Origin of the sequence: Paucisalibacillus globulus DSM 18846 (assembly GCF_000482485.1) — a bacterium.
GTDB lineage: Bacteria > Bacillota > Bacilli > Bacillales > Amphibacillaceae > Ornithinibacillus > Ornithinibacillus globulus.
This window is the reverse complement of record NZ_AXVK01000015.1, coordinates 1-25,054: the sequence shown is the minus strand read 5'-3', so window position 1 is coordinate 25,054 and position 25,054 is coordinate 1. Positions and strand designations below refer to the sequence as shown.

At 33.9% G+C, this 25,054-nt stretch carries 24 protein-coding genes and 6 tRNA genes; 25 read left to right on the top strand and 5 right to left on the bottom strand.

The window, feature by feature from the left end:
* Positions 1 to 205: 205 nt before the first annotated feature.
* From dnaG to K332_RS0103595, 7 genes are all read left to right on the top strand, one after another.
* Positions 206 to 2,014 carry a DNA primase gene (dnaG, locus tag K332_RS0103630; protein WP_026906215.1) on the top strand — a complete coding sequence of 603 codons (1,809 nt, stop codon included), beginning with the start codon at positions 206 to 208 and terminating at the stop codon, positions 2,012 to 2,014.
* 34 nt (positions 2,015 to 2,048) lie between these two features.
* A complete protein-coding gene (gene rpoD, locus K332_RS0103625) occupies positions 2,049 to 3,170 on the top strand; it encodes an RNA polymerase sigma factor RpoD (protein ID WP_026906214.1) in 1,122 nt (373 codons plus the stop codon).
* A gap of 731 nt (positions 3,171 to 3,901) precedes the next feature.
* Positions 3,902 to 4,261, top strand: a complete 360-nt coding sequence (gene cccA, locus K332_RS0103615) for a cytochrome c550 (protein WP_026906213.1) — start codon at positions 3,902 to 3,904, stop codon at positions 4,259 to 4,261.
* A 95-nt stretch (positions 4,262 to 4,356) separates the two neighbouring features.
* Positions 4,357 to 5,067, top strand: coding sequence for a tRNA (adenine(22)-N(1))-methyltransferase (locus tag K332_RS0103610; protein ID WP_026906212.1), 711 nt, complete (start codon positions 4,357 to 4,359; stop codon positions 5,065 to 5,067).
* Positions 5,051 to 6,178 carry a Nif3-like dinuclear metal center hexameric protein gene (locus K332_RS0103605; RefSeq protein WP_026906211.1) on the top strand — a complete coding sequence of 376 codons (1,128 nt, stop codon included), beginning with the start codon at positions 5,051 to 5,053 and terminating at the stop codon, positions 6,176 to 6,178. The genes K332_RS0103610 and K332_RS0103605 overlap by 17 nt, the downstream gene beginning before the upstream one ends.
* A 32-nt stretch (positions 6,179 to 6,210) precedes the next feature.
* Positions 6,211 to 7,524, top strand: a complete 1,314-nt coding sequence (locus tag K332_RS0103600) for a DEAD/DEAH box helicase (RefSeq protein ID WP_084287691.1) — start codon at positions 6,211 to 6,213, stop codon at positions 7,522 to 7,524.
* A gap of 17 nt (positions 7,525 to 7,541) precedes the next feature.
* A complete protein-coding gene (locus K332_RS0103595) occupies positions 7,542 to 8,435 on the top strand; it encodes a deoxyribonuclease IV (protein ID WP_026906209.1) in 894 nt (297 codons plus the stop codon).
* A gap of 34 nt (positions 8,436 to 8,469) precedes the next feature.
* Here K332_RS0103595 and K332_RS0103590 read toward each other — a convergent pair whose 3' ends face one another.
* Positions 8,470 to 8,754 carry a DUF2624 domain-containing protein gene (locus K332_RS0103590; protein WP_026906208.1) on the bottom strand — a complete coding sequence of 95 codons (285 nt, stop codon included), beginning with the start codon at positions 8,752 to 8,754 and terminating at the stop codon, positions 8,470 to 8,472.
* A gap of 166 nt (positions 8,755 to 8,920) precedes the next feature.
* Here K332_RS0103590 and K332_RS0103585 point away from each other — a divergent pair, with 166 nt between their 5' ends.
* Positions 8,921 to 9,295 (top strand): MATE family efflux transporter, encoded by a 375-nt coding sequence (locus K332_RS0103585; RefSeq protein WP_036688039.1) that lies wholly within the window; start codon positions 8,921 to 8,923, stop codon positions 9,293 to 9,295.
* A 126-nt stretch (positions 9,296 to 9,421) separates the two neighbouring features.
* Here the strand turns inward: K332_RS0103585 and K332_RS21885 are convergent, their stop codons facing one another.
* A complete protein-coding gene (locus tag K332_RS21885) occupies positions 9,422 to 9,748 on the bottom strand; it encodes a hypothetical protein (RefSeq protein ID WP_051359336.1) in 327 nt (108 codons plus the stop codon).
* A 79-nt stretch (positions 9,749 to 9,827) separates the two neighbouring features.
* Here K332_RS21885 and K332_RS0103575 point away from each other — a divergent pair, with 79 nt between their 5' ends.
* From K332_RS0103575 to phoU, 12 genes are all read left to right on the top strand, one after another.
* Positions 9,828 to 10,463, top strand: a complete 636-nt coding sequence (locus tag K332_RS0103575) for an NfeD family protein (RefSeq protein ID WP_026906206.1) — start codon at positions 9,828 to 9,830, stop codon at positions 10,461 to 10,463.
* Positions 10,464 to 10,655: 192 nt separating this feature from the next.
* On the top strand, positions 10,656 to 12,284 hold the full coding sequence (locus K332_RS0103570; protein WP_026906205.1) for a Na/Pi cotransporter family protein: 1,629 nt from the start codon (positions 10,656 to 10,658) through the stop codon (positions 12,282 to 12,284).
* Positions 12,285 to 12,583: 299 nt separating this feature from the next.
* A tRNA-Asn gene (locus tag K332_RS0103565) sits at positions 12,584 to 12,658 on the top strand.
* 9 nt (positions 12,659 to 12,667) lie between these two features.
* A tRNA-Met gene (locus K332_RS0103560) sits at positions 12,668 to 12,744 on the top strand.
* Between the two features lie 29 nt (positions 12,745 to 12,773).
* Positions 12,774 to 12,849 (top strand) — tRNA-His (locus K332_RS0103555).
* A 16-nt stretch (positions 12,850 to 12,865) separates the two neighbouring features.
* Positions 12,866 to 12,942 (top strand) — tRNA-Ile (locus K332_RS0103550).
* A 9-nt stretch (positions 12,943 to 12,951) separates the two neighbouring features.
* A tRNA-Ser gene (locus K332_RS0103545) sits at positions 12,952 to 13,044 on the top strand.
* A 69-nt stretch (positions 13,045 to 13,113) separates the two neighbouring features.
* Positions 13,114 to 13,189: transfer RNA gene (locus K332_RS0103540), tRNA-Phe, on the top strand.
* A gap of 168 nt (positions 13,190 to 13,357) precedes the next feature.
* The gene (locus tag K332_RS0103535; RefSeq protein WP_026906204.1) at positions 13,358 to 13,969 is read left to right on the top strand and encodes a superoxide dismutase; all 612 of its coding nucleotides are present in this window, start codon (positions 13,358 to 13,360) and stop codon (positions 13,967 to 13,969) included.
* 125 nt (positions 13,970 to 14,094) lie between these two features.
* Positions 14,095 to 15,369: an MFS transporter gene (locus K332_RS0103525; RefSeq protein WP_026906203.1), complete on the top strand. Its 1,275-nt coding sequence runs from the start codon at positions 14,095 to 14,097 to the stop codon at positions 15,367 to 15,369.
* Positions 15,370 to 15,439: 70 nt separating this feature from the next.
* The gene (locus K332_RS0103520; protein WP_026906202.1) at positions 15,440 to 17,590 is read left to right on the top strand and encodes a peptidoglycan D,D-transpeptidase FtsI family protein; all 2,151 of its coding nucleotides are present in this window, start codon (positions 15,440 to 15,442) and stop codon (positions 17,588 to 17,590) included.
* A gap of 133 nt (positions 17,591 to 17,723) precedes the next feature.
* A complete protein-coding gene (phoU, locus tag K332_RS0103515) occupies positions 17,724 to 18,383 on the top strand; it encodes a phosphate signaling complex protein PhoU (protein WP_026906201.1) in 660 nt (219 codons plus the stop codon).
* Positions 18,384 to 18,624: 241 nt separating this feature from the next.
* Here phoU and K332_RS21880 read toward each other — a convergent pair whose 3' ends face one another.
* Both K332_RS21880 and K332_RS0103505 read right to left on the bottom strand, forming a co-directional pair.
* A complete protein-coding gene (locus K332_RS21880) occupies positions 18,625 to 19,212 on the bottom strand; it encodes a hypothetical protein (RefSeq protein WP_036688036.1) in 588 nt (195 codons plus the stop codon).
* A 24-nt stretch (positions 19,213 to 19,236) separates the two neighbouring features.
* Positions 19,237 to 19,446 carry a hypothetical protein gene (locus tag K332_RS0103505; RefSeq protein WP_026906200.1) on the bottom strand — a complete coding sequence of 70 codons (210 nt, stop codon included), beginning with the start codon at positions 19,444 to 19,446 and terminating at the stop codon, positions 19,237 to 19,239.
* A gap of 810 nt (positions 19,447 to 20,256) precedes the next feature.
* Between K332_RS0103505 and rpmG the strand changes: the two genes are divergently transcribed.
* The 4 genes from rpmG to K332_RS0103485 all read left to right on the top strand — a co-directional run bounded on the left by rpmG (position 20,257) and on the right by K332_RS0103485 (position 23,078).
* Positions 20,257 to 20,406 carry a 50S ribosomal protein L33 gene (gene rpmG, locus K332_RS0103500; protein ID WP_026906199.1) on the top strand — a complete coding sequence of 50 codons (150 nt, stop codon included), beginning with the start codon at positions 20,257 to 20,259 and terminating at the stop codon, positions 20,404 to 20,406.
* An 87-nt stretch (positions 20,407 to 20,493) separates the two neighbouring features.
* A complete protein-coding gene (locus K332_RS0103495) occupies positions 20,494 to 21,051 on the top strand; it encodes a 5-formyltetrahydrofolate cyclo-ligase (RefSeq protein ID WP_026906198.1) in 558 nt (185 codons plus the stop codon).
* 71 nt (positions 21,052 to 21,122) lie between these two features.
* Positions 21,123 to 21,320, top strand: a complete 198-nt coding sequence (locus K332_RS0103490; RefSeq protein ID WP_026906197.1) for a hypothetical protein — start codon at positions 21,123 to 21,125, stop codon at positions 21,318 to 21,320.
* Positions 21,321 to 21,521: 201 nt separating this feature from the next.
* Complete coding sequence (locus tag K332_RS0103485) at positions 21,522 to 23,078, top strand: rhomboid family protein (RefSeq protein WP_026906196.1); 1,557 nt, start codon at positions 21,522 to 21,524, stop codon at positions 23,076 to 23,078.
* A gap of 9 nt (positions 23,079 to 23,087) precedes the next feature.
* Here the strand turns inward: K332_RS0103485 and K332_RS24665 are convergent, their stop codons facing one another.
* On the bottom strand, positions 23,088 to 23,219 hold the full coding sequence (locus K332_RS24665) for a hypothetical protein (RefSeq protein ID WP_281170890.1): 132 nt from the start codon (positions 23,217 to 23,219) through the stop codon (positions 23,088 to 23,090).
* A gap of 81 nt (positions 23,220 to 23,300) precedes the next feature.
* On the opposite strand from K332_RS24665, the gene K332_RS0103475 reads away from it, so the two are divergent.
* Positions 23,301 to 24,584 carry an IS110 family RNA-guided transposase gene (locus K332_RS0103475; RefSeq protein WP_026906195.1) on the top strand — a complete coding sequence of 428 codons (1,284 nt, stop codon included), beginning with the start codon at positions 23,301 to 23,303 and terminating at the stop codon, positions 24,582 to 24,584.
* Positions 24,585 to 25,054 lie beyond the last annotated feature (470 nt).

Sequence of the window (25,054 nt, the reverse complement as noted above, 5' to 3'; positions counted from 1 at the left end):
TTCTTAAGTGTTAGTCCAAATATGTAAGGATTGTTTTAGCGTTTATACTATATTTATGATTACTTCTATATCCTTCTAAAAGTACTAACGTAGATAGAAGGAATTTTTTTCGGCTTTCATAAAAAACTTGTCGAATTATGAAGGATTTTATTGGGGGAATATCGAATAACTAATATTATAAAACTCCTTAAGTATGGTGGTATACATGTCTAATCAAATACCCGAAGAGTTAATTGAACAAATTCGTGGAGCTAATGATATTGTAGATGTCGTAGGAGAATATGTTCAATTAAAAAAACAAGGTAGGAACTACTTTGGACTTTGTCCATTTCATGGTGAGAAGTCTCCATCCTTTTCTGTTACCCAAGAAAAGCAAATTTTTCATTGCTTTGGTTGTGGGAAGGGCGGAAATGTCATTACTTTCTTAATGGAAATGGAAAGTTTTACTTTTTACGAGGCTATTAAGCATCTTGCTGATCGTACTGGAATTGATTTACCAACAGATTCTGTCAAAACTGAAACTACATCATTATCAAAGGAAAATCAGCAAGTCCTCTCAGCACAAGAGTGGTTGACAAAGCTTTACAACCATCTCATTCGCTTTACGAAAGATGGAAAAGTAGGGCTAGACTATCTTATGGAAAGAGGCATAACAGAAGAAGCAATAGATACATTTAAACTTGGATATGCTCCGAATACAAAAGATTTTATTGCTACTTTTTTAGAAAAGAAAGGCTTCCATAAGCAATTACTCGTAAAGTACGGTTTACTTAATAGGAATCAGGATAATGACACTGTATCAGACAGATTTCGAGGAAGGGTAATTTTTCCGATTCGGAATCACTTAGGAAAAACAGTTGCTTTTGGAGCTAGAGCATTAGAAAGTCAAGAACCAAAGTACTTAAATAGTCCTGAATCAGACCTATTTCAAAAAGGTAAAATACTTTACAATTTTGACTTAGCAAAAAAACATATCCGAAAACAAAGTGAAGTTATACTGTTTGAAGGATATATGGATGTTATTTCAGCATATCAATCTGGGGTGAAAAATGTTGTTGCTACGATGGGAACAGCATTAACAGAAACTCAAGCCAAATTATTAAAACGATATGTTGATACAGTTATTATTTGTTATGACGGTGACAAAGCTGGAATTGAAGCAACATACAAAGCTTCAAAATTATTACAGCAAGTTGGATGTCAGGTCAAAATAACAAGCCTTAAAGAAGGCCTTGATCCAGATAGCTTCATAAAGAAATATGGAGGAGAGGCATTCAGACGAGAAGTGATAGAGGCATCACAAACATTTATGTCTTTTTATATGCGATATCTTAAAAAAGACTTTAATGTAAGTCTTGAAAGTAATCGTATCGAGTATTTGGAAAAAGTTTTAAAAGAACTTGCTAAGATTGAGAGCTCAGTTGAAAGAGAACTTTATGTAAATGAACTAAGTACTGAATACAATATTACAGTAGAGTCTTTACTAGAACAAATCGAGCAATATAGAGAAAAATCAGGCTCTGACAAGGATAAGAGGGAAAAAGACAGATATACTAATAAGGTACAAATGTCAAGTGGAAAATTATTACCAGCTTTTCATAATGCTGAGAGAAAATTATTAGCATATATGCTTCAGAATCGATCCGTTGCGGATAGAGTCCAAGAGGAATTAGGAGCTTCATTTAATATAGATGACCATAAAATAATTGCTACTTATTTATATGGATATTATGAAGAAAATAATTCAGAAGATGTAAGTAGGTTTATCGATCGAATTACAGAAGAGAAACTAAGAAAACTTGTCATTCAACTTGCATTAATTCCTACACAGTATGAAATTAGTGATAAAGAAATTAGTGACTACCTTTATATTATTCGTACAGAGGGTAGTACAGGGCTAGACATAAAACAATTAAAGGCCGAACAGAGAATGGCTGAACAACAAAAAGATCCAATTAAAGCAGCTCAAATAGCGCTGAAGATTATTGAGTTACAAAGACAAGCGAAACATTAAATTTGATTTTAGTAGTATGGAAGGAGGGGGACTCATGGCCGACAACAAACCTTCACAAACTAAAGAAAATGAGCCTGAGTTAACATTAGAACAAGCAAAAGAACAGCTTGTTGAGATTGGTAAAAAAAGTGGTGAACTAGCTTATGAAATAATAGCAGATCGTTTATCACATTTTGTAATTGAACCCGATCAAATGGACGAATTTTATGAACATCTTGCAGATCAAGGTGTGGATGTAATAGGTGAATCAGAAGACGACCCTAAAATGAAAGAAATTGAAAAAGAAGAAGAATTTGATGTACATGACTTGAGTGTACCACTAGGAATTAAAATAAATGACCCGGTGAGAATGTATTTAAAAGAAATCGGTCGTGTAGATTTATTATCTGCTACTGAAGAAATCGAACTTGCAACACGAATTGAGGATGGGGACGAAGAGGCAAAGAAAAGACTTGCCGAGGCAAACTTGAGACTAGTAGTAAGTATTGCCAAGAGATATGTTGGGAGAGGTATGTTATTTCTTGATTTAATTCAAGAAGGTAACATGGGCCTAATAAAAGCAGTAGAGAAATTTGATTACCGCAAAGGTTTTAAATTTAGTACCTACGCAACATGGTGGATTCGCCAGGCAATTACCCGTGCGATCGCGGATCAGGCTAGAACAATTCGTATTCCGGTTCATATGGTAGAAACAATTAATAAATTAATCCGTGTACAAAGACAATTACTACAAGATTTAGGTCGAGAACCTACGCCAGAAGAAATTGGTGAAGAAATGGATTTAACACCTGACAAGGTTCGTGAAATTTTAAAAATTGCTCAAGAACCAGTTTCCCTTGAAACACCTATTGGTGAAGAAGATGATTCACATTTAGGTGATTTTATAGAAGATCAGGAAGCTATCTCACCTTCTGACCATGCAGCTTACGAATTGTTAAAAGAACAATTAGAAGATGTATTAGATACATTAACAGATCGTGAAGAAAATGTTCTTAGATTACGTTTCGGTCTTGATGATGGCCGGACTCGCACACTTGAAGAAGTCGGCAAGGTATTCGGTGTTACTCGCGAAAGAATACGTCAAATTGAAGCTAAAGCACTTCGTAAGCTAAGACATCCTAGTCGTAGTAAACGATTAAAGGACTTTTTAGATTAAAATAGGTTGGTCATTGGTCGAGTAATTTCGGGCAATGACTTTCCTTTCTTTTTTAAATCTAAAAGAGAATAGTTTTTCTTCTGCACTCGAGGTGGTAATATTGGCGGATGATCGTACTCGAATCATCATAAATGAAATAAAGTATTGGAAAGAACATAAATTACTTCCAGAATCACAGTGTGACTTTTTACTTGCCTTATATACACAAGGTGAAGATTATGAATCAATAGCTTCTCCTATGAAAAGGAACTATCAAGTTAATCAATATGTTCAATTGATTCTTTTGATCTTGATGATACCGTTTTCATTTCTTGTAGTTTATTTTACTCAATTTAATTTCATTTTGCAACTAGGTATATTAGTTTTGTTTTTAAGTTATGCTTTCTGGGTTTTTAGCTATTTTAGAAAAAAAGATATAAAATATATACATATAGCGATAACTGTATTTCTAGTCTTATTACTAATAACAACGGATTTTATATCCAGTGTGCTTCATTTAAATCAATACGTTACGATACTGTTTTTTATTTTTAATTTTATAGGATGGTTTATACTAAGTAGAAAACTACACTATAAATATCTAATGGTAATAAGTTTTTTAGCTTTATTTGTTTTATTGTTCGTAAACTTTTCACATCTTTTTTCTTTTAACTAAAGGAGTTTTCATATAGAATAGATATAGCTATGTGGGATAATTAATTATTCCGGGGATACATAAGGAGGAAATACTAATGAAACGAAACCCAATCATCCCTTTTGCATTAATTGCTATTGTAGGGATACTAGCAGTAATAGTTATTTCATTTGTAGGAGTCAATCAAAGGGATCAGATAGCTAATGGTGGCGAATCTGATGAAAGTGCTGTCATTGAACCAGAAACTATTTATGAGGCTTCATGTTTAGGATGTCATGGGACAGATCTTTCTGGTGGTGCCGGACCTGCGTTATCAGCAATTGGTTCAGAGTTATCTTTAGATGAAATAAAAGACATCATTTCTAACGGTACAGATGGTGGGATGCCAGCAATGTCTGGTACACTTTCTGCAGAAGAAATTGCAGCTATTTCAGAATGGTTAAGTGAGAAAAAATAATAGTGATGGGAAAAGCTTTCTGCTATAATACAGAAAGCTTTTCTTTTATACTTGACTATATTAATTACAACGAAATCTTTTATTGGAGGCTACTAATGGTAGAAGAGATTAAATTGTCAGAACGATTGTTACGTGTAGCTTCATATTTACCAGAAGGAGCATTTTTTGCAGATATTGGTTCTGATCATGCATATCTTCCATGCTTTGTGTGTCAGAATGATGCTAATGCACGTGCAATAGCTGGAGAAGTTAATGTTGGACCATTGTCTAGTGCAAAGGAGACAATCACTAAATACCAATTAAATAATAAGGTTGAAGCTAGACTTGGTGACGGACTTGCTATTTTACAACAAAATGAAGTAAAACAAGTTGTTATAGCTGGAATGGGTGGATCATTAATTCGATCCATTCTTGAGAATGGGAAGGACAAGCTTCAACGTGTGGAATTAATTATTGCACAACCAAATGTAGATGAAAAAAATGTTCGTAAATGGTTTATGGATAATGATTTTGAGATTCAGGATGAAACAATACTGGAAGAGAATGGACATGTCTATGAAATAATAGTTGGAAAACGGACGTCTAACTCATACAGACTAACTAAAAAAGAGCAATTTTTTGGACCAGTATTATTAACTAAAAAATTGAGACTCTTTTATAACAAGTGGGAGTCTGAGCGAGATAAATTAAATAGAGTAATAAACCAAATGAAGAGCGCAAAAATTCAAGACCAATTAAAAATTGGACAATTTCAAGAACAATTAGACTGGATTGAGGAGGTATTAGAGGATGGCGACAACAACTAATTCCGATATTTTCAGGATGATAGAAGAGTGGGCACCGAAATCATTTGCCTATGATTGGGATAATGTAGGGCTACAGGTTGGTTCTTATAACAAACCCGTAAGAAAAATTTTGGTTACTTTAGATGTTTTAGAATCGGTAGTAGATGAAGCTATTGAAAAAAATGTGGACTTAATTATTGCCCACCATCCTCTATTATTTAAACCATTAAAACAATTAAATTTGGATAGTTGGCGTGGGAGGATTATCCAAAAATTGATTCAGCACAATATTACTGCTTATGCTGCTCATACTAATTTGGATATGGCTACTGGTGGCGTTAATGATTTACTTGCCGATATGTTAGGTTTAGAAAATAGAGGTGTATTGGTAGATACAGACCCGGAGTCTTTATACAAATTTGTTGTATATGTACCTGAAACACACGTAGAAAATATAACAAATGCACTTGCTAAGGAAGATGCAGGTCACATCGGAAACTATAGTCATTGTACATTCCAATCTAAAGGAACTGGAACGTTTATGCCATTATCTGAAGCTAATCCGTTTATTGGCGAACAAAATAAACTTGAGAAGGTAAATGAAGTTAAAGTTGAAACTATAGTTAGGGAATCTACATTATCAAATGTACTAAAGGCAGTAATTGATGCACATCCATATGAAGAGGTAGCCTATGATATTTTTCCCCTAAAGAATGTCGATAACAAAATTGGTTTAGGAAGAATAGGTTCACTAAACAAAGCGATACCATTAGAAAAATTTGTAGAGCATGTTAAAAAATCTTTGGGGTTAAACCATGTTAGAGTATCTGGTGATTTAGCTAAAAAAGTTAAAAAAATAGCAGTTTTAGGTGGTAGTGGAGAAAAGTATATCCATTCAGCTTTTTATAAGAAAGCAGATGTATATATTACTGGTGATATGAGTTTCCACATAGCACAGGAAGCAGTTGAAATGGGAATTTCTGTTATTGATGCAGGGCATTATATAGAACAAGTAATGAAAAAAGGTACTAAGAACTATTTGGACCAACGTATTCAAAAAAGCTCGCAAGCAGATTCAAATGTTGAAGTAATTGTATCAGAAATAAATACCGATCCATTTCAATATAGATAGATTTCTTGTAAGGTAAAAAAAGGAGCAGTATGATGAATATTACATTTAAATCATTATCTTTAAAACCAACTATGTTAGAAGTTATAGAAAAATTACACTTTCAACAACCAACAGAGATTCAACAAAAAGTAATTCCAGCAATTTTAAAAGGAAAAAGTGTTATCGGACAGTCCCATACAGGTTCTGGAAAAACACATTCATTTTTACTTCCCATATTTGAACAATTAAATGAAAATGAGAAACAAGTTCAAAGCGTTATAACTGCACCGACCCGTGAGTTAGCAACCCAAATTTATGATGAAGTGAAAAAAATGATTAAGCTTGCCGGTAAAGAGCAAGTATGGAGTGCAAAGTTACTAGTTGGTGGTACGGATAAGCAGAAAATGGTTGATAAACTAAAAGAAGCCCCTCAAATCGTTGTAGGTACACCAGGTCGTATTTTGGACCTTGTTAAAGACGAGGCACTTTCCATATACTCCGCTAAGTCATTTGTTATTGATGAAGCCGATTTAATGCTTGATTTAGGTTTTATTGATGACGTTGATCAGCTCCTTATTCGTTGTAAAAAGGATATACAATTAATGGTTTTTTCAGCCACTATACCACAACGTTTAGAACACTTCTTTAAGAAATATTTAGAAAACCCATTACATGTTAAAATTGCTAATGAGTTATCTCCTGAAACAATGGAGCATCGTTTAATTGCTGTGAAGCATAGAGAAGAAGATGAAATCCTATTCCAGATTTCAAAAGCAATTAATCCCTATCTTGCAATTATTTTTACCAATGGAAAAGAAAATGCAGATAAACTACATGGTAAATTATTAGAGAGGGGCTTGAATGTAGGGATTATACATGGAGGACTTCCACCTAGAGAAAGAAAACGTGTGTTAAAAGAAATTCAAAGCCTTAAATACCAATATATTGTTGCTACAGACCTTGCGTCTAGAGGAATTGATATAAAAGGTGTGAGTCATGTTATCAATGCACAACTTCCAAAAGAGGAAGAATTTTATATACACCGTGTGGGAAGAACAGCTAGAGCTGGACTTGAAGGAACAGCGGTAAGTTTATATCGTGAAGATGACTTGAAATTAATTGATAAGCTTGAACAAAAAGGTTTAGAATTTATTTTTTATGATGTTCGAAATGGTGAATGGAAGGACGCAAAATCTTGGAACGAACGCAACCTTCGTTTGAAAACAACTACAAATGTAGAAAAAGAAGCTTGGAAACAGGTTAGAAAACCGAAAAAAGTAAAACCAGGATATAAAAAGAAAATGAAAAAACAACAGGAATCTATAAAGAGGCAACTTACAAAGAATTCAAAAAAATATAAGAAATAATGGGGGAGAATCTCACAATGCTAAAAATTGGATCACATGTATCAATGAGCGGAAAGAAAATGCTTTTAGCTTCGAGCGAGGAAGCAGTTTCTTATGGAGCAAATACATTTATGATTTATACGGGTGCACCTCAAAACACAAGAAGAAAGCCGATAGAGGAATTGAATATTGACGAAGGTTTAAAGCATATGGCGGATAACGGCATCTCAGACATTATTGTTCACGCACCATATATTATTAATATTGGTAACACAACAAAACCAGAAACATTTGAGTTAGGTGTAAACTTTCTAAGAACAGAAATTGAACGTACAGAAGCAATTGGTGCGAAACAAATTGTTCTCCATCCAGGTGCGCATGTTGGTGCTGGACCGGAAGATGGTATAAAGAAAATTATTGAAGGATTAAATGAAGTATTAGATAAAAATAACCATGTGCAAATTGCACTAGAAACAATGGCAGGAAAAGGATCTGAAATCGGAAGAACATTTGATGAATTAGCCAAAATTATTGATGGTGTTACACTGAATGAAAAACTCTCAGTATGTATGGACACTTGTCATATTCATGATGCTGGTTATGATATAGTAAATGATTTTGATGGAGTATTAGAGGAATTTGATAAAATTATTGGCATCGAACGAATAAAAGTGGTTCATGTAAATGACTCTAAAAATGAACGTGGTGCACATAAAGACCGCCATGAAAATATTGGTTTTGGTCACATAGGTTTTGATGCGTTACATTATGTTATTAATCATCCGCAATTAGTAGAGGTACCTAAGATTTTAGAAACTCCGTATGTAGGGTTGGACAAAAAAAGTAAAAAACCCCCATATAAATTTGAAATTGAAATGATTCGTGAAGGGAAGTTTGTTCCTGAATTACAGGAATTGATAATGAATCAATAAAAAACAAAGCTACCTCAATTAGTGAGGTAGCTTTTTAGTTAAATAAATGTTCCAAACCATATGATTTTATCAGTTCATAAAAAAGTTTATTTGCCTTGATAGCTGTATTTGGATCAGTAATTTCACTTAAATCCTTAAGCATTTTTTCACGTTCGCTTTTCTCAAAGGGATTTATTTTCTTCTTCTGTATATAGTTAGAAATTTGCTCGGCTTGTTTTCTATTGATGGAAAAACCATATTCTTTGGAATAAGTTAAAACATCTTCAGTTGTAATTTGCCTCATTTTATTGATAATCATTTGTTTAATAAATATAGACATAATATCAACTCCTCTCGCTTTTCAATATATGCTCTAAATTGTTTATAATCAACTTGTATTAACAAATAATAAGTTCGGTTTATTTTCATGGTAAAAACTAACATTATAGAATTTGCTAATCGTCATAAACTATAGATGCACCTCAACTATTAGAAGGAGGTCAATTATGGACGATAAATATCGTACAAAGACAACTGAAGATGCTCCAAGCCACGGCGAAGAGGATTATTATACAGCAAATCACACGGATGGTATCTTTAGTAGTCGTGATGAGGAAACTGCTGCAGAGTTAACCGCGGACGATTATAGAAGAAATGTAACCATTGAAGATGATGGCGAGCGTGCAAACACTTCCGTTGGATGGGTTGCATTAGCTTTATCCATTGCCTCATTCTTCTGGGCGCCGATTCTTCTTGGTGGTGCAGGGATTATAGTAGGTTTTATAGCAAGGAGTAAGCAGGCAAATACACTTGGTAATATTGCTATTGCAGCTGGAGTAATTTCAATCTTGATTACACTGTTTATTTTACCATTTGTCTAAACATAGGGACTGGGTTATCTACCCAGTCTCTTTTTTTGTAGTAAATATTCTCCGCGAGTATTGAAAAATACTTAAGTAATAACGCATATTATTGCAATATTAGTTCTTAAGCGGATATAAGTATTTCTAGTTAAGGTTATATTTTGGGAAGAAATAAAAATGATTTGTCTGAAGTTGGTTAGGATCTATATTTGGATTTAACAAGGAAAAGTCTTGCAACATTAGATTAATGTCTGTGGTGCTAGATGCTGTATTTATCCTCTCCATTATGGAGAGAACGGTATCACCGGCTTCCATTTTCACTTTGATTACTTCATATTCCTGTTTATCCATTGTGTTGGTTTGATTAGTCTCCATTGATTTATTGGTTGAGATATTTGTGCCAAAGGTTAAATCTTTATAAATACTGATTAAAAATAGTATAATGAATATATTAATTATTGTTTTTTTCATCATATTACTCCTTTAATATGAAACCATTAATTAAGATCAAACGTATATAAAGTAAGAACACAGTGAGAGGGAGAAGATTATGGAAATATTTTCTCAAGAATGGATTGCATTAGTTATAACAGGTCTAGGTACATTATTTTTACTTGGTGAAGTTTTAGTAAATATGCGGGGGATTTTTGCAATATTAGGTATTGGATTTATCACTGTATATTTCTCAGTATATTTAGGAACAGACTCCCTTATACTTATGCTAATTATTTATTTCATCGGAATACTCTTAATTATTATTGATGGTAAAGTATTAAATGATGGTACATTGGCGGTTATTGGGACTGTAAGTATGTTAGCTTCTGTTGCACTTCCAGCTCCGAATTTTGCTGCTGGTTTATATGCTGTTTTAGGCGTGCTACTTGGTGCGGGGGGTTCACTATTCTTTTTAAAAGTATTTAAACGAAGAGACATGTGGAACAAAATTACTTTAAAAGATCAACTAACAAGTGAGGCAGGCTATAATTCGATGAATAATGAATACCGTAGCTTATTAAACCAAGAGGGAATAACATTAAATGATTTGCGCCCTGTTGGTACTATTCGAATCGATACGAAAGATTATAGTGCTGTTTCGAATGGTCAATGGATACCTAAAGGAACTGCAATAACTGTTAAGCAAGTGGATGGTACAAGAATACTAGTAGAAGTAAAAAATAATTCTTAGGCACAGACCTAAGAATTATTTTTTTACTTTTAAGCAAACTAAATTTAATATTTAAGGTTCCGGCATCAATTGTAAATTTTGTGTAAAGTTTTTAATAATCGCTTTACATTTCATTTCCTTTTTACAATAATAATTAGGGTGTGCTTGTAATGGGAATACATAAGATAAAATTGTAAAAGGAGAGAATTTCCATTGGAAATAGATGTACAGAAGCTGATTTTTGAATTCATCGGTGGTTTAGGTATTTTTCTTTTAGGTATTAAATTTATGGGTGATGGATTACAAAAGTCTGCTGGAGATCGTTTACGGGATATACTAGATCGTTTTACAAGCAATCCTTTCCTCGGGGTTCTTGCCGGTATGATAGTAACTGTTTTAATTCAAAGTAGCTCAGGTACTACTGTTTTAACAGTTGGGCTAGTCAATGCCGGTTTTATGACATTAAGACAAGCTATAGGTGTCATCATGGGGGCGAATATTGGTACTACGGTTACTGCATTCATTATTGGTATTGACATTGGGGAATATGCGTTACCAATTCTTGCTTTTGGTGCTTTTTTAATTTTCTTCTTTAAACATCAAAAAGTAACTGCAGTAGGACAAGCTGTGTTTGGATTTGGTGCATTATTCTTTGGTTTAGAGTTAATGAGTAATGGTATGAAACCTTTACGTTCATTGGAGGCATTCCAAGAATTAACGCTAAGCATGAGTGAACATTCTATTCTTGGGGTAGTTGTTGGTACATTGTTTACTTTAATTGTACAAAGTTCAAGTGCAACTATTGGCATTTTACAAGGACTTTATAGTGAAGGTGCCATGACACTTGAAGCTGCACTACCTGTACTGTTTGGTGATAATATTGGTACAACCATTACAGCAGTTTTAGCATCTTTGGGTGCATCTGTTGCTGCAAGACGCGCTGCTGCAGTACATGTTACATTTAATCTAGTAGGTACTACAATATTTTTAATATTACTTACACCATTCTACAAATATGTTGTATTCTTGCAGTCACAATTATCGTTAAATGAAGAAATGACGATTGCGTTTGCACATGGTAGCTTTAACTTTTTCAATACTATTATTCAGTTTCCGTTTATTGGGGCACTTGCATGGCTTGTTACAAGAATCATCCCTGGTAAAGATACAACGATAGAATATAAGCCGCAACATTTAGACCCAATTTTTATTCAACAGTCGTCCGCATTAGCGTTAGATCAAGCTAAAGCAGAAATTGTTCGGATGGGTGAATATGCACATCAAGGGTTAGAAGAAACAAATAATTATCTATCTACAAACCAAATAAAGCATTCTGATATGGCAATGCAGATTGAGAATGCGCTTAATAGTCTAGACCGAAATATTACGGATTATTTAATCGATATATCCGGTGGTTCTTTATCAGAATTTGAAAGTGAAAAACACACTATGTTAATGGATACCGTTCGAGACATAGAGCGGATTGGCGACCACTTTGAAAATATTATTGAATTAATTGATTATAAAATCTCCAATAAAGTAGCTTTAACAGAAAAAGCTCAAGAAGATTTAAATAATATGTTTGATTTAACAATGTCAACAGTGAAGCAAGCTGTTATTGCTCTTGATAAGGAAGATAGAGAAGAAGCACTTGCTGTAATGCAAAAAGAAGATCAAATTGATAAAATGGAACGTAATTACCGCAAAAAGCATATTATTCGCATGAATGAAGGGGAATGTAGTGTATCCGCAGGGATTGTATTCGTGGATATTATTTCAAATCTTGAACGAATTGGTGATCATGCTGTTAATATCGCAGAAGCAGTTTTATCGGATCATTAAAACACGCAAAAAAAGGATTAGGATTTTCTCTAATCCTTTTTTTATTGATAGATTACATGGTAAGCTTGGAGTGGGAAATCCATTGGTATAACTTGGAAATGATTTTTTAAAAAGTTTTTGTTGTAATTTTATTGTAAAGGTGATATAGTAATTATTGTCGTTTTGAAACACATTTTAAATTACATATTTTCAACTTAAAAATACTTAAAAATAATAGTTGACTTGAATGTTAAAATATGGTATATTAAATCTTGTGCCACTGAAGAAAAGGTTTCAAAATTAAGTAATATTATTATTATTCCACAGTAGCTCAGTGGTAGAGCAATCGGCTGTTAACCGATCGGTCGTAGGTTCGAATCCTACCTGTGGAGCCAACATTAAATGGCGGCGTAGCTCAGCTGGCGAGAGCGTACGGTTCATACCCGTGAGGTCGTGGGTTCGATCCCCTCCGCCGCTACCATTTACTTTTTAAATCTTTTTCACATCATGGCGGTCGTGGCGAAGGGGTTAACGCACCGGATTGTGGCTCCGGCATTCGTGGGTTCGATTCCCATCGATCGCCCCATATTTTAAGTTTTAAAGGACCCTTAGCTCAGTTGGTTAGAGCTATCGGCTCATAACCGATCGGTCGCAGGTTCGAGTCCTGCAGGGTCCACCATAAACTTACGGAGGTATACCCAAGTCTGGCTGAAGGGATCGGTCTTGAAAACCGACAGGCGGGTCAAACCGCGCGGGGGTTCGAATCCCTCTACCTCCTCCATACATATGTATCAGAGAAACGTATTTTTACTTTCACTGATAAGAACAAGGAATTAACAAAATAAATATTGGCTCGGTAGCTCAGTCGGTAGAGCAACGGACTGAAAATCCGTGTGTCGGCGGTTCGATTCCGTCCCGAGCCACCATAATGTACAAGCTAAGGCTTGTTTTTTTATGTTCAAAAGATATGTTCGTTTTTATAGTTATTATTGGGTAAACTAGGCAAAAAATTTGCAAGATATGGTAACGAGTGATAATCTTTCACATGAAGGGTATTATATCCTTATAAAATAATTTAATTGGAGGAGTTCGTTATGGCAAAATTTGAATTACCTGAATTACCTTATGCATATGATGCATTAGAGCCACATATTGACAAAGAAACAATGAACATCCATCATACAAAGCATCATAATACTTATGTAACAAATCTAAATGCTGCTCTTGAAGGACATGCTGATTTACAAGGAAAGTCCGTTGAGGACCTTGTAAGTAACCTTGATGCAATACCAGAAAGTGCTCGTACAGCTGTACGCAATAATGGTGGTGGTCATGTTAACCACAGTTTATTCTGGAAAGTCCTTTCTCCTAATGGTGGCGGTGAGCCAACTGGTGAGCTACTTGAGAAAATCAACGGTAAATTTGGTAGCGTTGATAAATTTAAAGAAGAATTTGAAACTGCAGCTAAAGGCCGTTTTGGATCAGGTTGGGCTTGGTTAGTTCTTAATAATGGTGAGGTTGAAGTAACAAGTACTCCAAACCAAGATTCTCCTTTAATGGAAGGTAAAACTCCTTTACTAGGACTTGATGTTTGGGAGCATGCTTACTACTTAAACTATCAAAATCGACGCCCGGATTACGTTTCAGCATTTTGGAATGTAGTTAACTGGGATGAGGTTACAAAAAATTATAACGAAGCAAAATAAGTTAAAATTTCTAGAAGGATGTCAACAGGAGGGGAACCCCTTTGTTGATATCCTTCTTTTTTCTTTTCGTATATCTGAAATTGAATTGCTTACACTAAGAAAAGATAGAAAAGGGGCAATTCAATATGCATAAAACCTTACAACATGTAATCGGTAAAACAGAAGTAAATCGAGATTTAATCTTGTTATTAGTGATTGGGGGTCTATATTCATTAGGTATATATTTATCTAATACATTTGTAAACATTTATTTATGGAAGCAGGCAGAGGGAAATTATTTTACCATAGCATTCTATAATTTAGCTATTTTTGTTTTTCAACCTGTAACGTTTATATTGGCAGGTAAAATTGCAAAGAAAGTGGACCGAGTAATTGTATTAAGACTAGGGGTCGTCTTTTTATCACTTTTTTTTCTAATGGTGCTCATCATAGGAGAAAATGCTGCGTATTTTAATATTCTACTTGGCAGTCTGTTGGGAATTGGTTATGGATTCTATTGGTTGGCCTTTAATGTGTTAACATTTGAAATTACGGAGCCAGACACGAGAGACTTTTTCAACGGGTTCCTTGGTGTGTTACAGTCATTTGGCGGGATGATAGGACCATTTTCAGCAGGTTTTATTATTTCTAAATTGAATGCAAACATTGGCTACAGTACAATTTTTACTGTATCATTTATACTATTTATTTGTGCAGTTGTCTGTAGCTTATTTTTAAAAAGGAGACCAGCAGAAGGGGTATACTTATTTAAGCGAATAGTTGAAGAAAGGAAAAATAATAAAAACTGGAATCGGATTTTAAATGCACACTTGTTTCAAGGCTTACGTGAAGGAATCTTCTTATTTGTAATTACAATATGGGTGTTTATTGTAACGCAAAGTGAACTTTCACTAGGAATGTTTAACTTATACTTTTCGGGCTTTTCTTTTATCTTTTATTTTTTGGCTACTAAACTCATTAAACCTTCTAAAAGGAAAAAGGCAATCCTAATCGGGAGTCTGATGCTATATCTTTCTCTCTTTATCATTATTGCTCATGCTAGCTATGTCACGCTGATTATATACGGTATAATCATTGGGATGGCCTATCCTATTATTAATGTACCTTATATTTCAATGACCTATGACGTCATTGGAAAGGCATGGAAAGCTGGAAATCTAAGAATAGAGTATATCGTCGTAAGGGAATTATTTTTAAATATTGGACGAGTTATCTCGATTATTATATTTATTATTAGTATTTCTATTTTTGAAACAGAAATAATAATACCGATACTTCTAATTATCTTTGGAGGAATGCATTTAGGTGTATACTTATTTGTACGTAATATATTCTTAACGAGTTCGAATAAAAAGGAAGTTATGATTAAAGACCAAGTGTCTGACGAAAAAAACCGTTAAGTTCTAAAGGATTTAATGATATAATATAAGGATAGAGTAATTTGACTATCCAAAGTTTTGGGGGAGAGAAATGAAAAAAGAAAAAAAGAAAAAAGCCCAGCTTCCCTTCCGTTTAAATATATTATTTTTTGTCGTGTTTATTCTGTTTGCAGTATTAATTCTTCAGTTAGGAATTGTTCAAATTCTTAATGGGGAAAGCTTTCAAGAGGAAATTGATCAAACAACACAGGATACGACGAAGGTTCCAGTACCACGTGGGGAAATATATGATCGATATCTTAATATGATTGCAAAGAACAAACCAATGTATGCTATAACCTATACACCACCAAAGGGTGTACAGGCGCAGGATAGAATAGCAGTAGCTCGGAAACTTTCACAGTATATTGACATGTTTCACCCGGAAGAAGAAGAAAGAAAAAAACAAATTAACAGAATATCTGATAGGGATAAAAAAGAATATTGGTATCTTGAGAATGAAAAGGAAGCAAAGGGTAAATTATCACCAGAAGAAGCGAATGAATTAAAACCCGCAGAACAGTATAAAGAAATTCTAGAGCGAATAACAGTAAATGAGTTCGAAAATCTTACTGAGCAAGAATTAGAAATAATATTGATTAAAAAAGAACTTGATCGTGCGTATGCCTTAACACCACAAATCGTAAAGAGTGAAAACGTCACACCTGAGGAATACGCGACGGTTGCGGAACATCTATCCGAATTACCGGGTATTAATGCCACAACAGACTGGGTTCGGGAGTTTCCTTATGGTGATACTTTAAGAAATTTAATTGGTAATATTACAACTGAAAAAGAAGGTGTACCCGCTGAAAATATTGATTATTATTTAGCGAAGGGGTATAACAGAAATGATAGAGTAGGAACTAGTGGTCTGGAGCAGCAATATGAGGATTTACTTCGAGGTCGTAAAGAGCAAGTAGAGTATACGATGAGTAAAAATGGAGTAATTCTTGGATCAGAAGTTATTGTTCCGGGAGAGAGTGGTAAGAATTTAATTCTAAGTATTGACATGGAGTTCCAGGAAATGGTAGATGAAATACTTAGGAGTGAGTTGAAGGCAAATGGTGGGAAAGAAAGACACCTACGGGATGTGATGGCCGTTGCCATGGATCCAAATACTGGAGAATTATTAGCGGTATCCGGCCAGAGTTATTATGATGATCCTGAAACCGAAAAGGAAGAAAAAGAGGAGATTATTGATGCAGCATATAAAGCGCTGAATGATGCACACCGACCAGGCTCAATCATTAAAGGTGCCACGGTTCTTGCTGGATATGAGTCTGGAGTAATTTCGCCTGGGGATGGTTTAGTGGATAAGCCTATAAAAGTAGCAGGTTCGAACCCAAAGGCATCATGGAAAAATCTTGGATGGGTCAATGATTTAGATGCATTAAGACAATCATCCAACGTGTATATGTTTTTTATCGCAATGAAAATGGGCGGAGAATATAATTATGCTTACAATCAAAAAATTAGCTTTAATCCTGCTGCCTTTACACAGATGCGAAATTACTTTAAACAATTTGGATTAGGCGCTGCTACAGGTGTTGATTTTCCATCTGAAAATACTGGGTATCCAGGGCCAACCGATATTTCTGGTGCTGCTGGTTTATTTCAAGACTTTGCTATTGGCCAGTACGACACCTATTCAGCAATGCAATTGGCTCAGTACGTATCAACGATCGCAAACGGTGGATATCGTGTACAGCCACATTTCTTAAAGGAAGTTCGTAACCCAACCATGGAAGAGGATAGCCTTGGTACGGTGTATCGACATGTTAACACAAACATACTCAATAAAATTGTGATGAGTGAATCAAATATTAAACGAGTTCAAGAAGGATTTCGACAAGTATTTCAAGCACCAGGTGGAACTGCTTATAATTATTTTAAAGGTACAGACTTTAATGTGGCAGGAAAAACAGGTACAGCCCAAAATGAAATTTATAAGGATGGAAAATTAGTTGCTAATACAATCAATTTAACAATGGTAGCTTACGCGCCATATGATAATCCAGAAATTGCAATATCAGTAATTGTTCCTAACCTTAATGAAAATACTAATTCTTCGATAAACCATGATATTACTCGTAGGATTCTTGATGCTTATTATTCCCTTAAAGAAAAAAGAGCTAGTGGAAGCTCTAATGAAGAGAGTTCAGATTCTGGTACAGAGGAAAATGGAGATAAGGACGAATAATTGTAAACCCTAAAACCTAATTTGGTTTTAGGGTTTATTTGAAATTTACATATAATTTACATTAGGTTAATACATACTTTATATATTGCCTATACCATTAAGATAGGTTTACCATGCTGATAGGAGAGATAAGATGCAAAGTAGAGAACAGTTTCACTCAGAAATGAATGAATTAAATCAAGATATTATTCAATTGGCCAATCGTGCGAATAAAGCACTTAGACAATCGATGGATGCATTATTTAATAAGGATATCGAATTAGCGAAGAAAGTTGTTGAAGATGACAAATTAATTGATAAAGAAGAAGCGGCAATAAATGATAAGGTGATATTATTAATCGCTAAGCAACAGCCGGTCGCTACAGACTTACGTAGATTAATTATCGCCCTTCGAGTAGTTACGGATATTGAGCGAATGGGGGATAATGCTAAAAATATTGCAAAAGCAGCTACTCGTTTAGGTGATCATTATCAAACAGAATTACCGTTAGAATTAATCGCAATGCGTGATTCGGCATTAATTATGTTAGAATCGGCTATTAGTGCATTCCAAAATGAAGATATTTCTGTTGCACATAAATTAGCTGAAATGGATGATAAGGTTGATAAATTGTATAAGCAAGTAGTAACGGATATGTTAGAAAAAACAGCAGTAAATTCCGCAGAAGTTCAATATGTTATGCAAATTGCTTTTAGTGCCCGGTATATTGAAAGATTTGCAGACCATATTACAAATATTGGGGAAAGTATATTGTTTTTAGTGAAAGGTGAAATTGTGGATTTGAATGACTGATTCTAGCAGGTTTTCGAGAATTTTGCTGTTTGCTGATATTGGATCTTATGCATATAAACAGCGAAGTAACAAGTTCTCTAGTTTCTTGATCAGGGCGCATGCTTTGTTTTAAAGGGCCCATGATTTCTGAGTTGGGCATATGTCCTATTTTCCATCAATAGTTACAAACAGTATGAAAATAGTCAAAAATAAAGAGGTGTCTATGAAGGATTGGTTTCCTATGACACCTCTTTCACTATTTTTATTTAGTGAGAGCTTCTGCAATTTCAAAATAACTCATGTCACTTGTTAATTGGAATTCTCCTAGTTGAATACGAACTGCATACCCTTCATCTTCAAGGTAACTAATAAATTTTGCTGTATCATCAATTATTCCGTTTGATTCAAGCTCATTACTAATTGCTGATGATGGCATACCAGCTTCGATTTTAAGTGTGAATTTCTTTGCTGCTTCTTGTTCGTTGTTACTATTGTCGTTCTTTGTATCTTCTTCAGTAGATTCTGTTTGATTATTATTCTTTTCATCTTTCTTTTCTGTTGTAGGTTCAGTTTCCTTAGTAGTGTCAGATTTATCCTTCGTATTATCCTTTTCCACTTCTGCTGAAGCAACTTCTGTTTCTTTCTTAGCTACTTCACCATTCATCGATAAGGTTATATACTCGGATTCCGAAAGTACCCGGAAACCTTGTTCTTTTAGTTCGTCAACAATATCTTCTATTGGCATTTCGGAAAATTCTTGTTTAGAACCATTTGAAAAATAATTGACAATCAACATTATAACTGCTGTTGCAAATAATCCAACAGCAAATGCTCGTATTGGTTGTTTCATGTTTTCCACCTTTACCTTTATAGATTAATAGATATCAGTTGTTTCTATATCTTCTGTTAATAATTCTTCCTCAAGGACTTTTACTTTTTTCTTTAATTGATACGTATCCTGCATCGTTGAAATTGATAATTGCTCTAGTTCACTTTCGATTTTCTCAAATCTGTCATTTAGGAAAAAGGATAGAATAAACAAAGCAATAGCAATAATCGCTATAGTCACTCCTGCAATAATCATTATATTTACCTCCATTTCATATACATTAATAGTTATATCATAGATTTGATTCAAAAACCATTGGTAATTCAAGGTTCTAGGGCATTAAATTAAAATTCATCCTATGCTGATAGCAAACTTACGCTAAATTAATTTCTGGATAGTATGTATAATTCCTTAAAACAGTGGGCAATTACACTATCTAACATTGCGAATTATTCCCAAGGCAATCTGCGAGTATGTTTCTAAGCTAAGATGTGCTATTAATATCACCGCATGTAATTGTTTGTGATAATTGAAATTTGTTTTATATCTTTTAAAGTAACAACCTCTACCTTTTGACCAATATTTCATCATCAATGTATATAGTTCGGCTAATTTCTCTCTTTTTTGATGGTCTAATGTCTATATTTTTTATTGTATCGATAAAAACCTTTTTTGATTTATAGTTTTTATAACTTTCTATGTAGTTTTCGAATCATACAATTGATTTTGTTGGTAACTATGTCAAAATAATCGTAATCAATATATCTCCATTGTTTATTAGTTATAAGTAAATAAGTAACAGTGAAATGAAATATCTCTATACTACATGAGGTAAAGAAGAAGTGTTTAATATGGAAACTATACATGTTGAAATTATTTCAATCTAGATTTTTGACATTATTTACAAACTAAAATTTAGCTAGGTATAGAAAGATTTCAACATTTGAAACCAATATTTTTTTCCATACACTTGATTCATTGCCAAACTTCTGCTATTATTAACTAGTCTGAAATGAACTAATACATGCGATTAATGCAAGTCTTGATGAGTTTGGAGGGAAAAATATGCGCGTAAACATTACTTTAGCTTGTACTGAAACAGGAGACCGTAACTATATTTCTACAAAAAATAAGCGTACAAATCCTGAGCGTATTGAGCTTATGAAATATTGCCCACGTCTTAAAAAACACACTTTACATCGTGAAACAAAATAATTTCACAATTAAAAGCTTGCTCTTGTTTTACTAGAGCAGGCTTTTTTTATATTATAATATTATGTTTGTTTAAGGGGGATATCGAGAGTGGTAAAAAAAGAACTTCGCATGCAAACAATGGATATTCTAAAAAAACTTTCTCTGAAGCAAAAAGGTGAAATTGAAAAGAAATTACAAACTCAGCTTTTCGCATCGGATTTGTGGAAACAAGCTAAAAAAATTGGAGTAACTATATCAGGGGGCTTTGAATGGGATACTAGGGCAATTATTGAAACAGGCTGGAAACAGGGGAAAACGATTGTTGTGCCAAAATGTTATCCTCATGAGAAAAGACTCGAGTTTTATCAGTTACAAAACTATGAAGAACTAGAAACAGTTTATTATAATCTTTTAGAACCTAAACCAGTAGAAGAGAATCGAGTTCAAAAAGAATCCATTGATCTTATTATTGTACCTGGAATTGTCTTTGATCAACTTGGTTACCGAATTGGTTTCGGTGGGGGATATTATGATCGATTCTTGACTACATATGGTGGTAATACTGTATCTTTATTAAGTCAAAAACAACTGATTGATAAAGTTCCATATGAATCTTATGATATTCCTGTGAAACATTTACTCACTGAAGCTGGCTTCCTTAGATAAACGTGTTCGCTCGAATATTTTTTTAAAGAATGAAGAGACTATAAACACCAAACCTTATAAGGGGTGTTTTGATGAGAGTATTTTTCGTGTTGACTACTATAGTAGCTGTGATAACAGCTATATATAAATGGCGTTATAAGTTAATGAATGCTATGTTAGCTGTTGATTTCTTGAGAAGAATTGCCGTATCAGTCTCGATGAATTTACCTTCTATTCGAAAAAATATTCTACCAAGTATTTTCAAAGAGACTACAGATTCAACTCCTTAGACGTTTTTTACAAAAGAGCTGTATTCACAGTTCTTTTTTTTAGTTAGGAAAGTATAAAAAACTTTCCGCCGACATAAGAAAAACTAACATATTCGCCAAAAGACAAGCGAATGCGAGTTTTTCTAATGTGAAAAAGTTATATTGGAGTACAGAAAGCAATTATCTTTGGTTTTTGGTATGATGGTTAAGGGAGGGGAACTAATGGAACAACAGGAAAGTTATATGATGTATTTATTTGCATACCAATTAACTGAACAGCATGGTTATGATACCCTATATATTAATAATAACGTTGGAGAAATTTGGTTAGAAAAATATCAAAACAAAATTTCCACCATCATTAGAATTTCAACAACAGGATTCGATTGGAAAAATTATATGAAGAAAGATATTAGTATTGTATTTCAAAAAATAAGCGCCATGAAAAAGATGCTTCAAGGTAAAGATATTGAAATACATAATGTCTATATTTCCTCACATACACCGATAGATAGTTGGGAATTGTTAAAAAAGCCAATGAAGACCCAAGAAAAGAATCCTATTAAAATGAATACCTATTATTTATCTGGAGATGAAATTATACCTGAACAAAATAGATTAGAAAAGAATATAGATGTTTTTTTTGACAATATTTCTGATGGAAAATCTGATGAACAGATGGAACAAGAAATAAATCAATATAAAGTTGAGTTATACCAAGAGGTTCAAAAAAAGCAAAAGAATGAGGAAAGTATCTTTAGCTATGGTAAGCCTATAATCACATATTTATTAATTGCAATTAATGCAATTCTTTTTCTACTACTTGAATTAAAAGGGGGAAGTGAAAATACTTCAACCCTAATTGAATTTGGTGCAAAATTTAATCCACTCATTATGGACGGTGAATGGTGGCGTATCTTAACCTCCATGTTCTTACATATTGGAATATTCCATTTTGCATCAAATATGTTATTTCTATATTATTTTGGAGCATTAGCAGAGAGAATTTATGGTTCATTTAGGTTTTTTGTAATCTATATGCTGGCAGGAATTGGTGGAGGTATCGCTAGTTTTATATTTGTTGAAAATATCTCAGCCGGTGCGTCTGGTGCTTTATATGGGTTATTTGGTGCATTTATCTATTTTGGGATATTCCATAAACGAATCTTTTTTCAAACGATTGGAAATAACATATTATTTCTTCTAGGATTAAATGTCATACTAGGATTTACACTACCACAACTTGATGTATCTGCTCATTTCGGTGGTTTAGTTGCAGGTTTTATTGCTGCTAGTATTGTACATTTTCCTAAGAAAAGAAAGCTTGGAATTCAAATACTTGCCTTAGGTTTGTATTTGGCCGTTATAATGGCTGCTTTTTTATATGGATTCCAACAGAATGAAAATAGTGCTAGTTATCAGTTGATGAAGATTGAAACTTTTATTCAAGAAGAACAATATGAGGAAATTATTGAAAGTGCTACGAAAGGCCTGGAAAATCCAGAGAACTTGGAAGCGATATTATTGTTTCAACGTGCTTATGCCTATATTCACTTAAATGAATTAAAGTTAGCAATGGAAGACTTAGAACAAAGTATTGATGTTTTAGACAAACCAGAAGATCTTCCCGAAGCCTATTATAATTTAGCAATTATCTACTATGAAACAGGGGATGTTCGGTCTAAAGAAATGATTGAAAAAGCCTATCAATTAAATCCAGATGACAAACGTATAGTTGAATATTACAAAATAATAACTGGTAAAAAAATCGGTGATTAAGTACTATACTTAACCACCGATTTTTTGTATCAACTTTTCTTTATGTCCATTTATTTCAAAAAATACTAATAAAGTATCCCCACTTTTTACTTGGTAGTTAGGAAAGCATTCCTGTAATAAAGCAAAATGAAGGTTGTACAAAAAAAGCCCCCTTGGTATGATACGAGGTGTCCACAGCTGTTCAGCAAAAATGGACCCTTAAATAAACCAAGGAGGACTATCATGAATTATAAACAAAATGAAAAGATTAATCAACTAACGGAAGAAACTTTGATTGTTGGGGTTGACATTGCTAAAGAGAGGCATGTTGCCCGTGCCCAAGATAATCGAGGGATTCAATTTGGGAAAGCTATATACTTTGAAAATAATTTTGAAGGTTTTCAACGTTTTATGTTGTGGATGGATGAATTATCCACAGAACACTATAAGAGTAATAGAACTATTGGTATGGAGCCTACTGGCCATTATTGGTTACCACTTGCTTACTGGTTAAAAGAGAAACACCAAAGGGTTGTTGTCGTAAATCCAGCTCATGTGAAAAAATCAAAAGAGCTGGATGATAATTCTCCTACCAAAAATGACGTAAAAGATGCCAGGGTTATTTCACGTTTAGTCCAAGATGGCCGTTATTCTGAACCGAATTTACCAGAAGGAATTTACGCAGAACTTCGAGAAGGCATGAATATGTATGATCAATTAATGAAAGATCTTCAAGCAGTACAAGGACGCGTCCACCAATGGATAGACAGGTATTTTCCAGAATATACAACTGTCTTTGCGAACTGGGAAGGCCAATCATCCTTGCAAGTTTTAAAGATGGGTTTGTTTCCTGATGAAATAGTAGAAACAGATGAAATAACCATTCTTCAAGAAATCCGTAAAGAGGTTAAAAGAGGAGTTGGATTGAAAAAGGTACGACAATTAAAAGAAATAGCTCGTCATTCTATCGGAATTCTAGAAGGTAAAACGATGGCAAGGTTCAAAATCAAAACCCTAATGGCTCAATATGTCCTTCTTCATGAAAAGATTCGTGAAATGTGGGAAATGATTGAGGGACTTACTAGAACGATTCCTGGTGTAAAGGAAATGGTAGACATAAAAGGTGTAGGGGACATTACAGTCGCTGCATTTTTGGCAGAAGTAGGCGATCTAAATAACTATAGTCATCCGGAACAAATTGTTAAATTAGCAGGATTGAATTTAAAGCTGGCCACTTCTGGAAAATGGAAAGGCAGAACGATAATCACCAAAAGAGGGCGACCAAAACTACGTGCTCTGTTGTATAAGGTCATTCTGCCATTAGTGAATCACAACCCCGCATTTAAGGCATTACATGAATATTTTACAACAAGAAAAGAAAATCCTTTGAAGAAGAAACAATCATTAATTGCATTGTGTTGCAAGTTGATTCGAATTTTGTTTACCGTAGGAAAAAAGCAAGTGGCATTTAGTCCGGAAAAAATGATGAATGATATACCGCATTTTAGCTTGCAGAATGCAGCTTAACTAAAAATTAACGCGTTACTCCTGATTTTAAAAGTTTTTCAAATTTCATTTAAATTTATATAGGGTAAATAACAACATCTGAAGCACGGAGCAGTCGGCAAATATTTATACTAGCGGGCAATGACCCTGGAGGAAAGCATTGCCGACCCCACTTCATGGATAGACCGAACGAAGGAATGTATGCGCAATTTGACGCAGTGAGATGTGGGAGGGTTTGTCGCTATGAGTATTGTGGGATTAATTGTGCGATCATAACACAATAGATTTCCATTTTTTTGAAAAAGAAAAGAATGGCTTATTACGTACACCTTTTTTCGCATAATCGCTATATATTCTTTGGTAAGTTTAAATAAAAAAGTTAATAATCTCTTTTAATTAAAATGAAATTCTAAGAAAAACGAAGAAAACAAGAGAAAACGTTAGTATATAGAGGGAGTATAAAAAACTTTCCGCCGACATAAGAAAAACTA

Bases quoted from the DNA above. Each gene is read 5' to 3' on its own strand.
- K332_RS0103535 (WP_026906204.1), top strand. From the start codon at position 13,358: ATGGCAAAATTTGAATTACCTGAATTACCTTATGCATATGATGCATTA.
- cccA (WP_026906213.1), top strand. From the start codon at position 3,902: ATGAAACGAAACCCAATCATCCCTTTTGCATTAATTGCTATTGTAGGG.
- rpmG (WP_026906199.1), top strand. From the start codon at position 20,257: ATGCGCGTAAACATTACTTTAGCTTGTACTGAAACAGGAGACCGTAAC.
- K332_RS0103575 (WP_026906206.1), top strand. From the start codon at position 9,828: ATGGAAATATTTTCTCAAGAATGGATTGCATTAGTTATAACAGGTCTA.
- K332_RS0103525 (WP_026906203.1), top strand. From the start codon at position 14,095: ATGCATAAAACCTTACAACATGTAATCGGTAAAACAGAAGTAAATCGA.
- K332_RS0103490 (WP_026906197.1), top strand. From the start codon at position 21,123: ATGAGAGTATTTTTCGTGTTGACTACTATAGTAGCTGTGATAACAGCT.
- K332_RS0103595 (WP_026906209.1), top strand. From the start codon at position 7,542: ATGCTAAAAATTGGATCACATGTATCAATGAGCGGAAAGAAAATGCTT.
- K332_RS0103475 (WP_026906195.1), top strand. From the start codon at position 23,301: ATGAATTATAAACAAAATGAAAAGATTAATCAACTAACGGAAGAAACT.
- K332_RS0103585 (WP_036688039.1), top strand. From the start codon at position 8,921: ATGGACGATAAATATCGTACAAAGACAACTGAAGATGCTCCAAGCCAC.
- K332_RS0103590 (WP_026906208.1), bottom strand. From the start codon at position 8,754: ATGTCTATATTTATTAAACAAATGATTATCAATAAAATGAGGCAAATT.
- K332_RS21880 (WP_036688036.1), bottom strand. From the start codon at position 19,212: ATGAAACAACCAATACGAGCATTTGCTGTTGGATTATTTGCAACAGCA.
- K332_RS0103610 (WP_026906212.1), top strand. From the start codon at position 4,357: ATGGTAGAAGAGATTAAATTGTCAGAACGATTGTTACGTGTAGCTTCA.
- K332_RS0103600 (WP_084287691.1), top strand. From the start codon at position 6,211: ATGAATATTACATTTAAATCATTATCTTTAAAACCAACTATGTTAGAA.
- K332_RS0103520 (WP_026906202.1), top strand. From the start codon at position 15,440: ATGAAAAAAGAAAAAAAGAAAAAAGCCCAGCTTCCCTTCCGTTTAAAT.
- phoU (WP_026906201.1), top strand. From the start codon at position 17,724: ATGCAAAGTAGAGAACAGTTTCACTCAGAAATGAATGAATTAAATCAA.
- rpoD (WP_026906214.1), top strand. From the start codon at position 2,049: ATGGCCGACAACAAACCTTCACAAACTAAAGAAAATGAGCCTGAGTTA.
- K332_RS0103505 (WP_026906200.1), bottom strand. From the start codon at position 19,446: ATGATTATTGCAGGAGTGACTATAGCGATTATTGCTATTGCTTTGTTT.
- K332_RS0103605 (WP_026906211.1), top strand. From the start codon at position 5,051: ATGGCGACAACAACTAATTCCGATATTTTCAGGATGATAGAAGAGTGG.
- dnaG (WP_026906215.1), top strand. From the start codon at position 206: ATGTCTAATCAAATACCCGAAGAGTTAATTGAACAAATTCGTGGAGCT.
- K332_RS21885 (WP_051359336.1), bottom strand. From the start codon at position 9,748: ATGAAAAAAACAATAATTAATATATTCATTATACTATTTTTAATCAGT.
- K332_RS0103485 (WP_026906196.1), top strand. From the start codon at position 21,522: ATGGAACAACAGGAAAGTTATATGATGTATTTATTTGCATACCAATTA.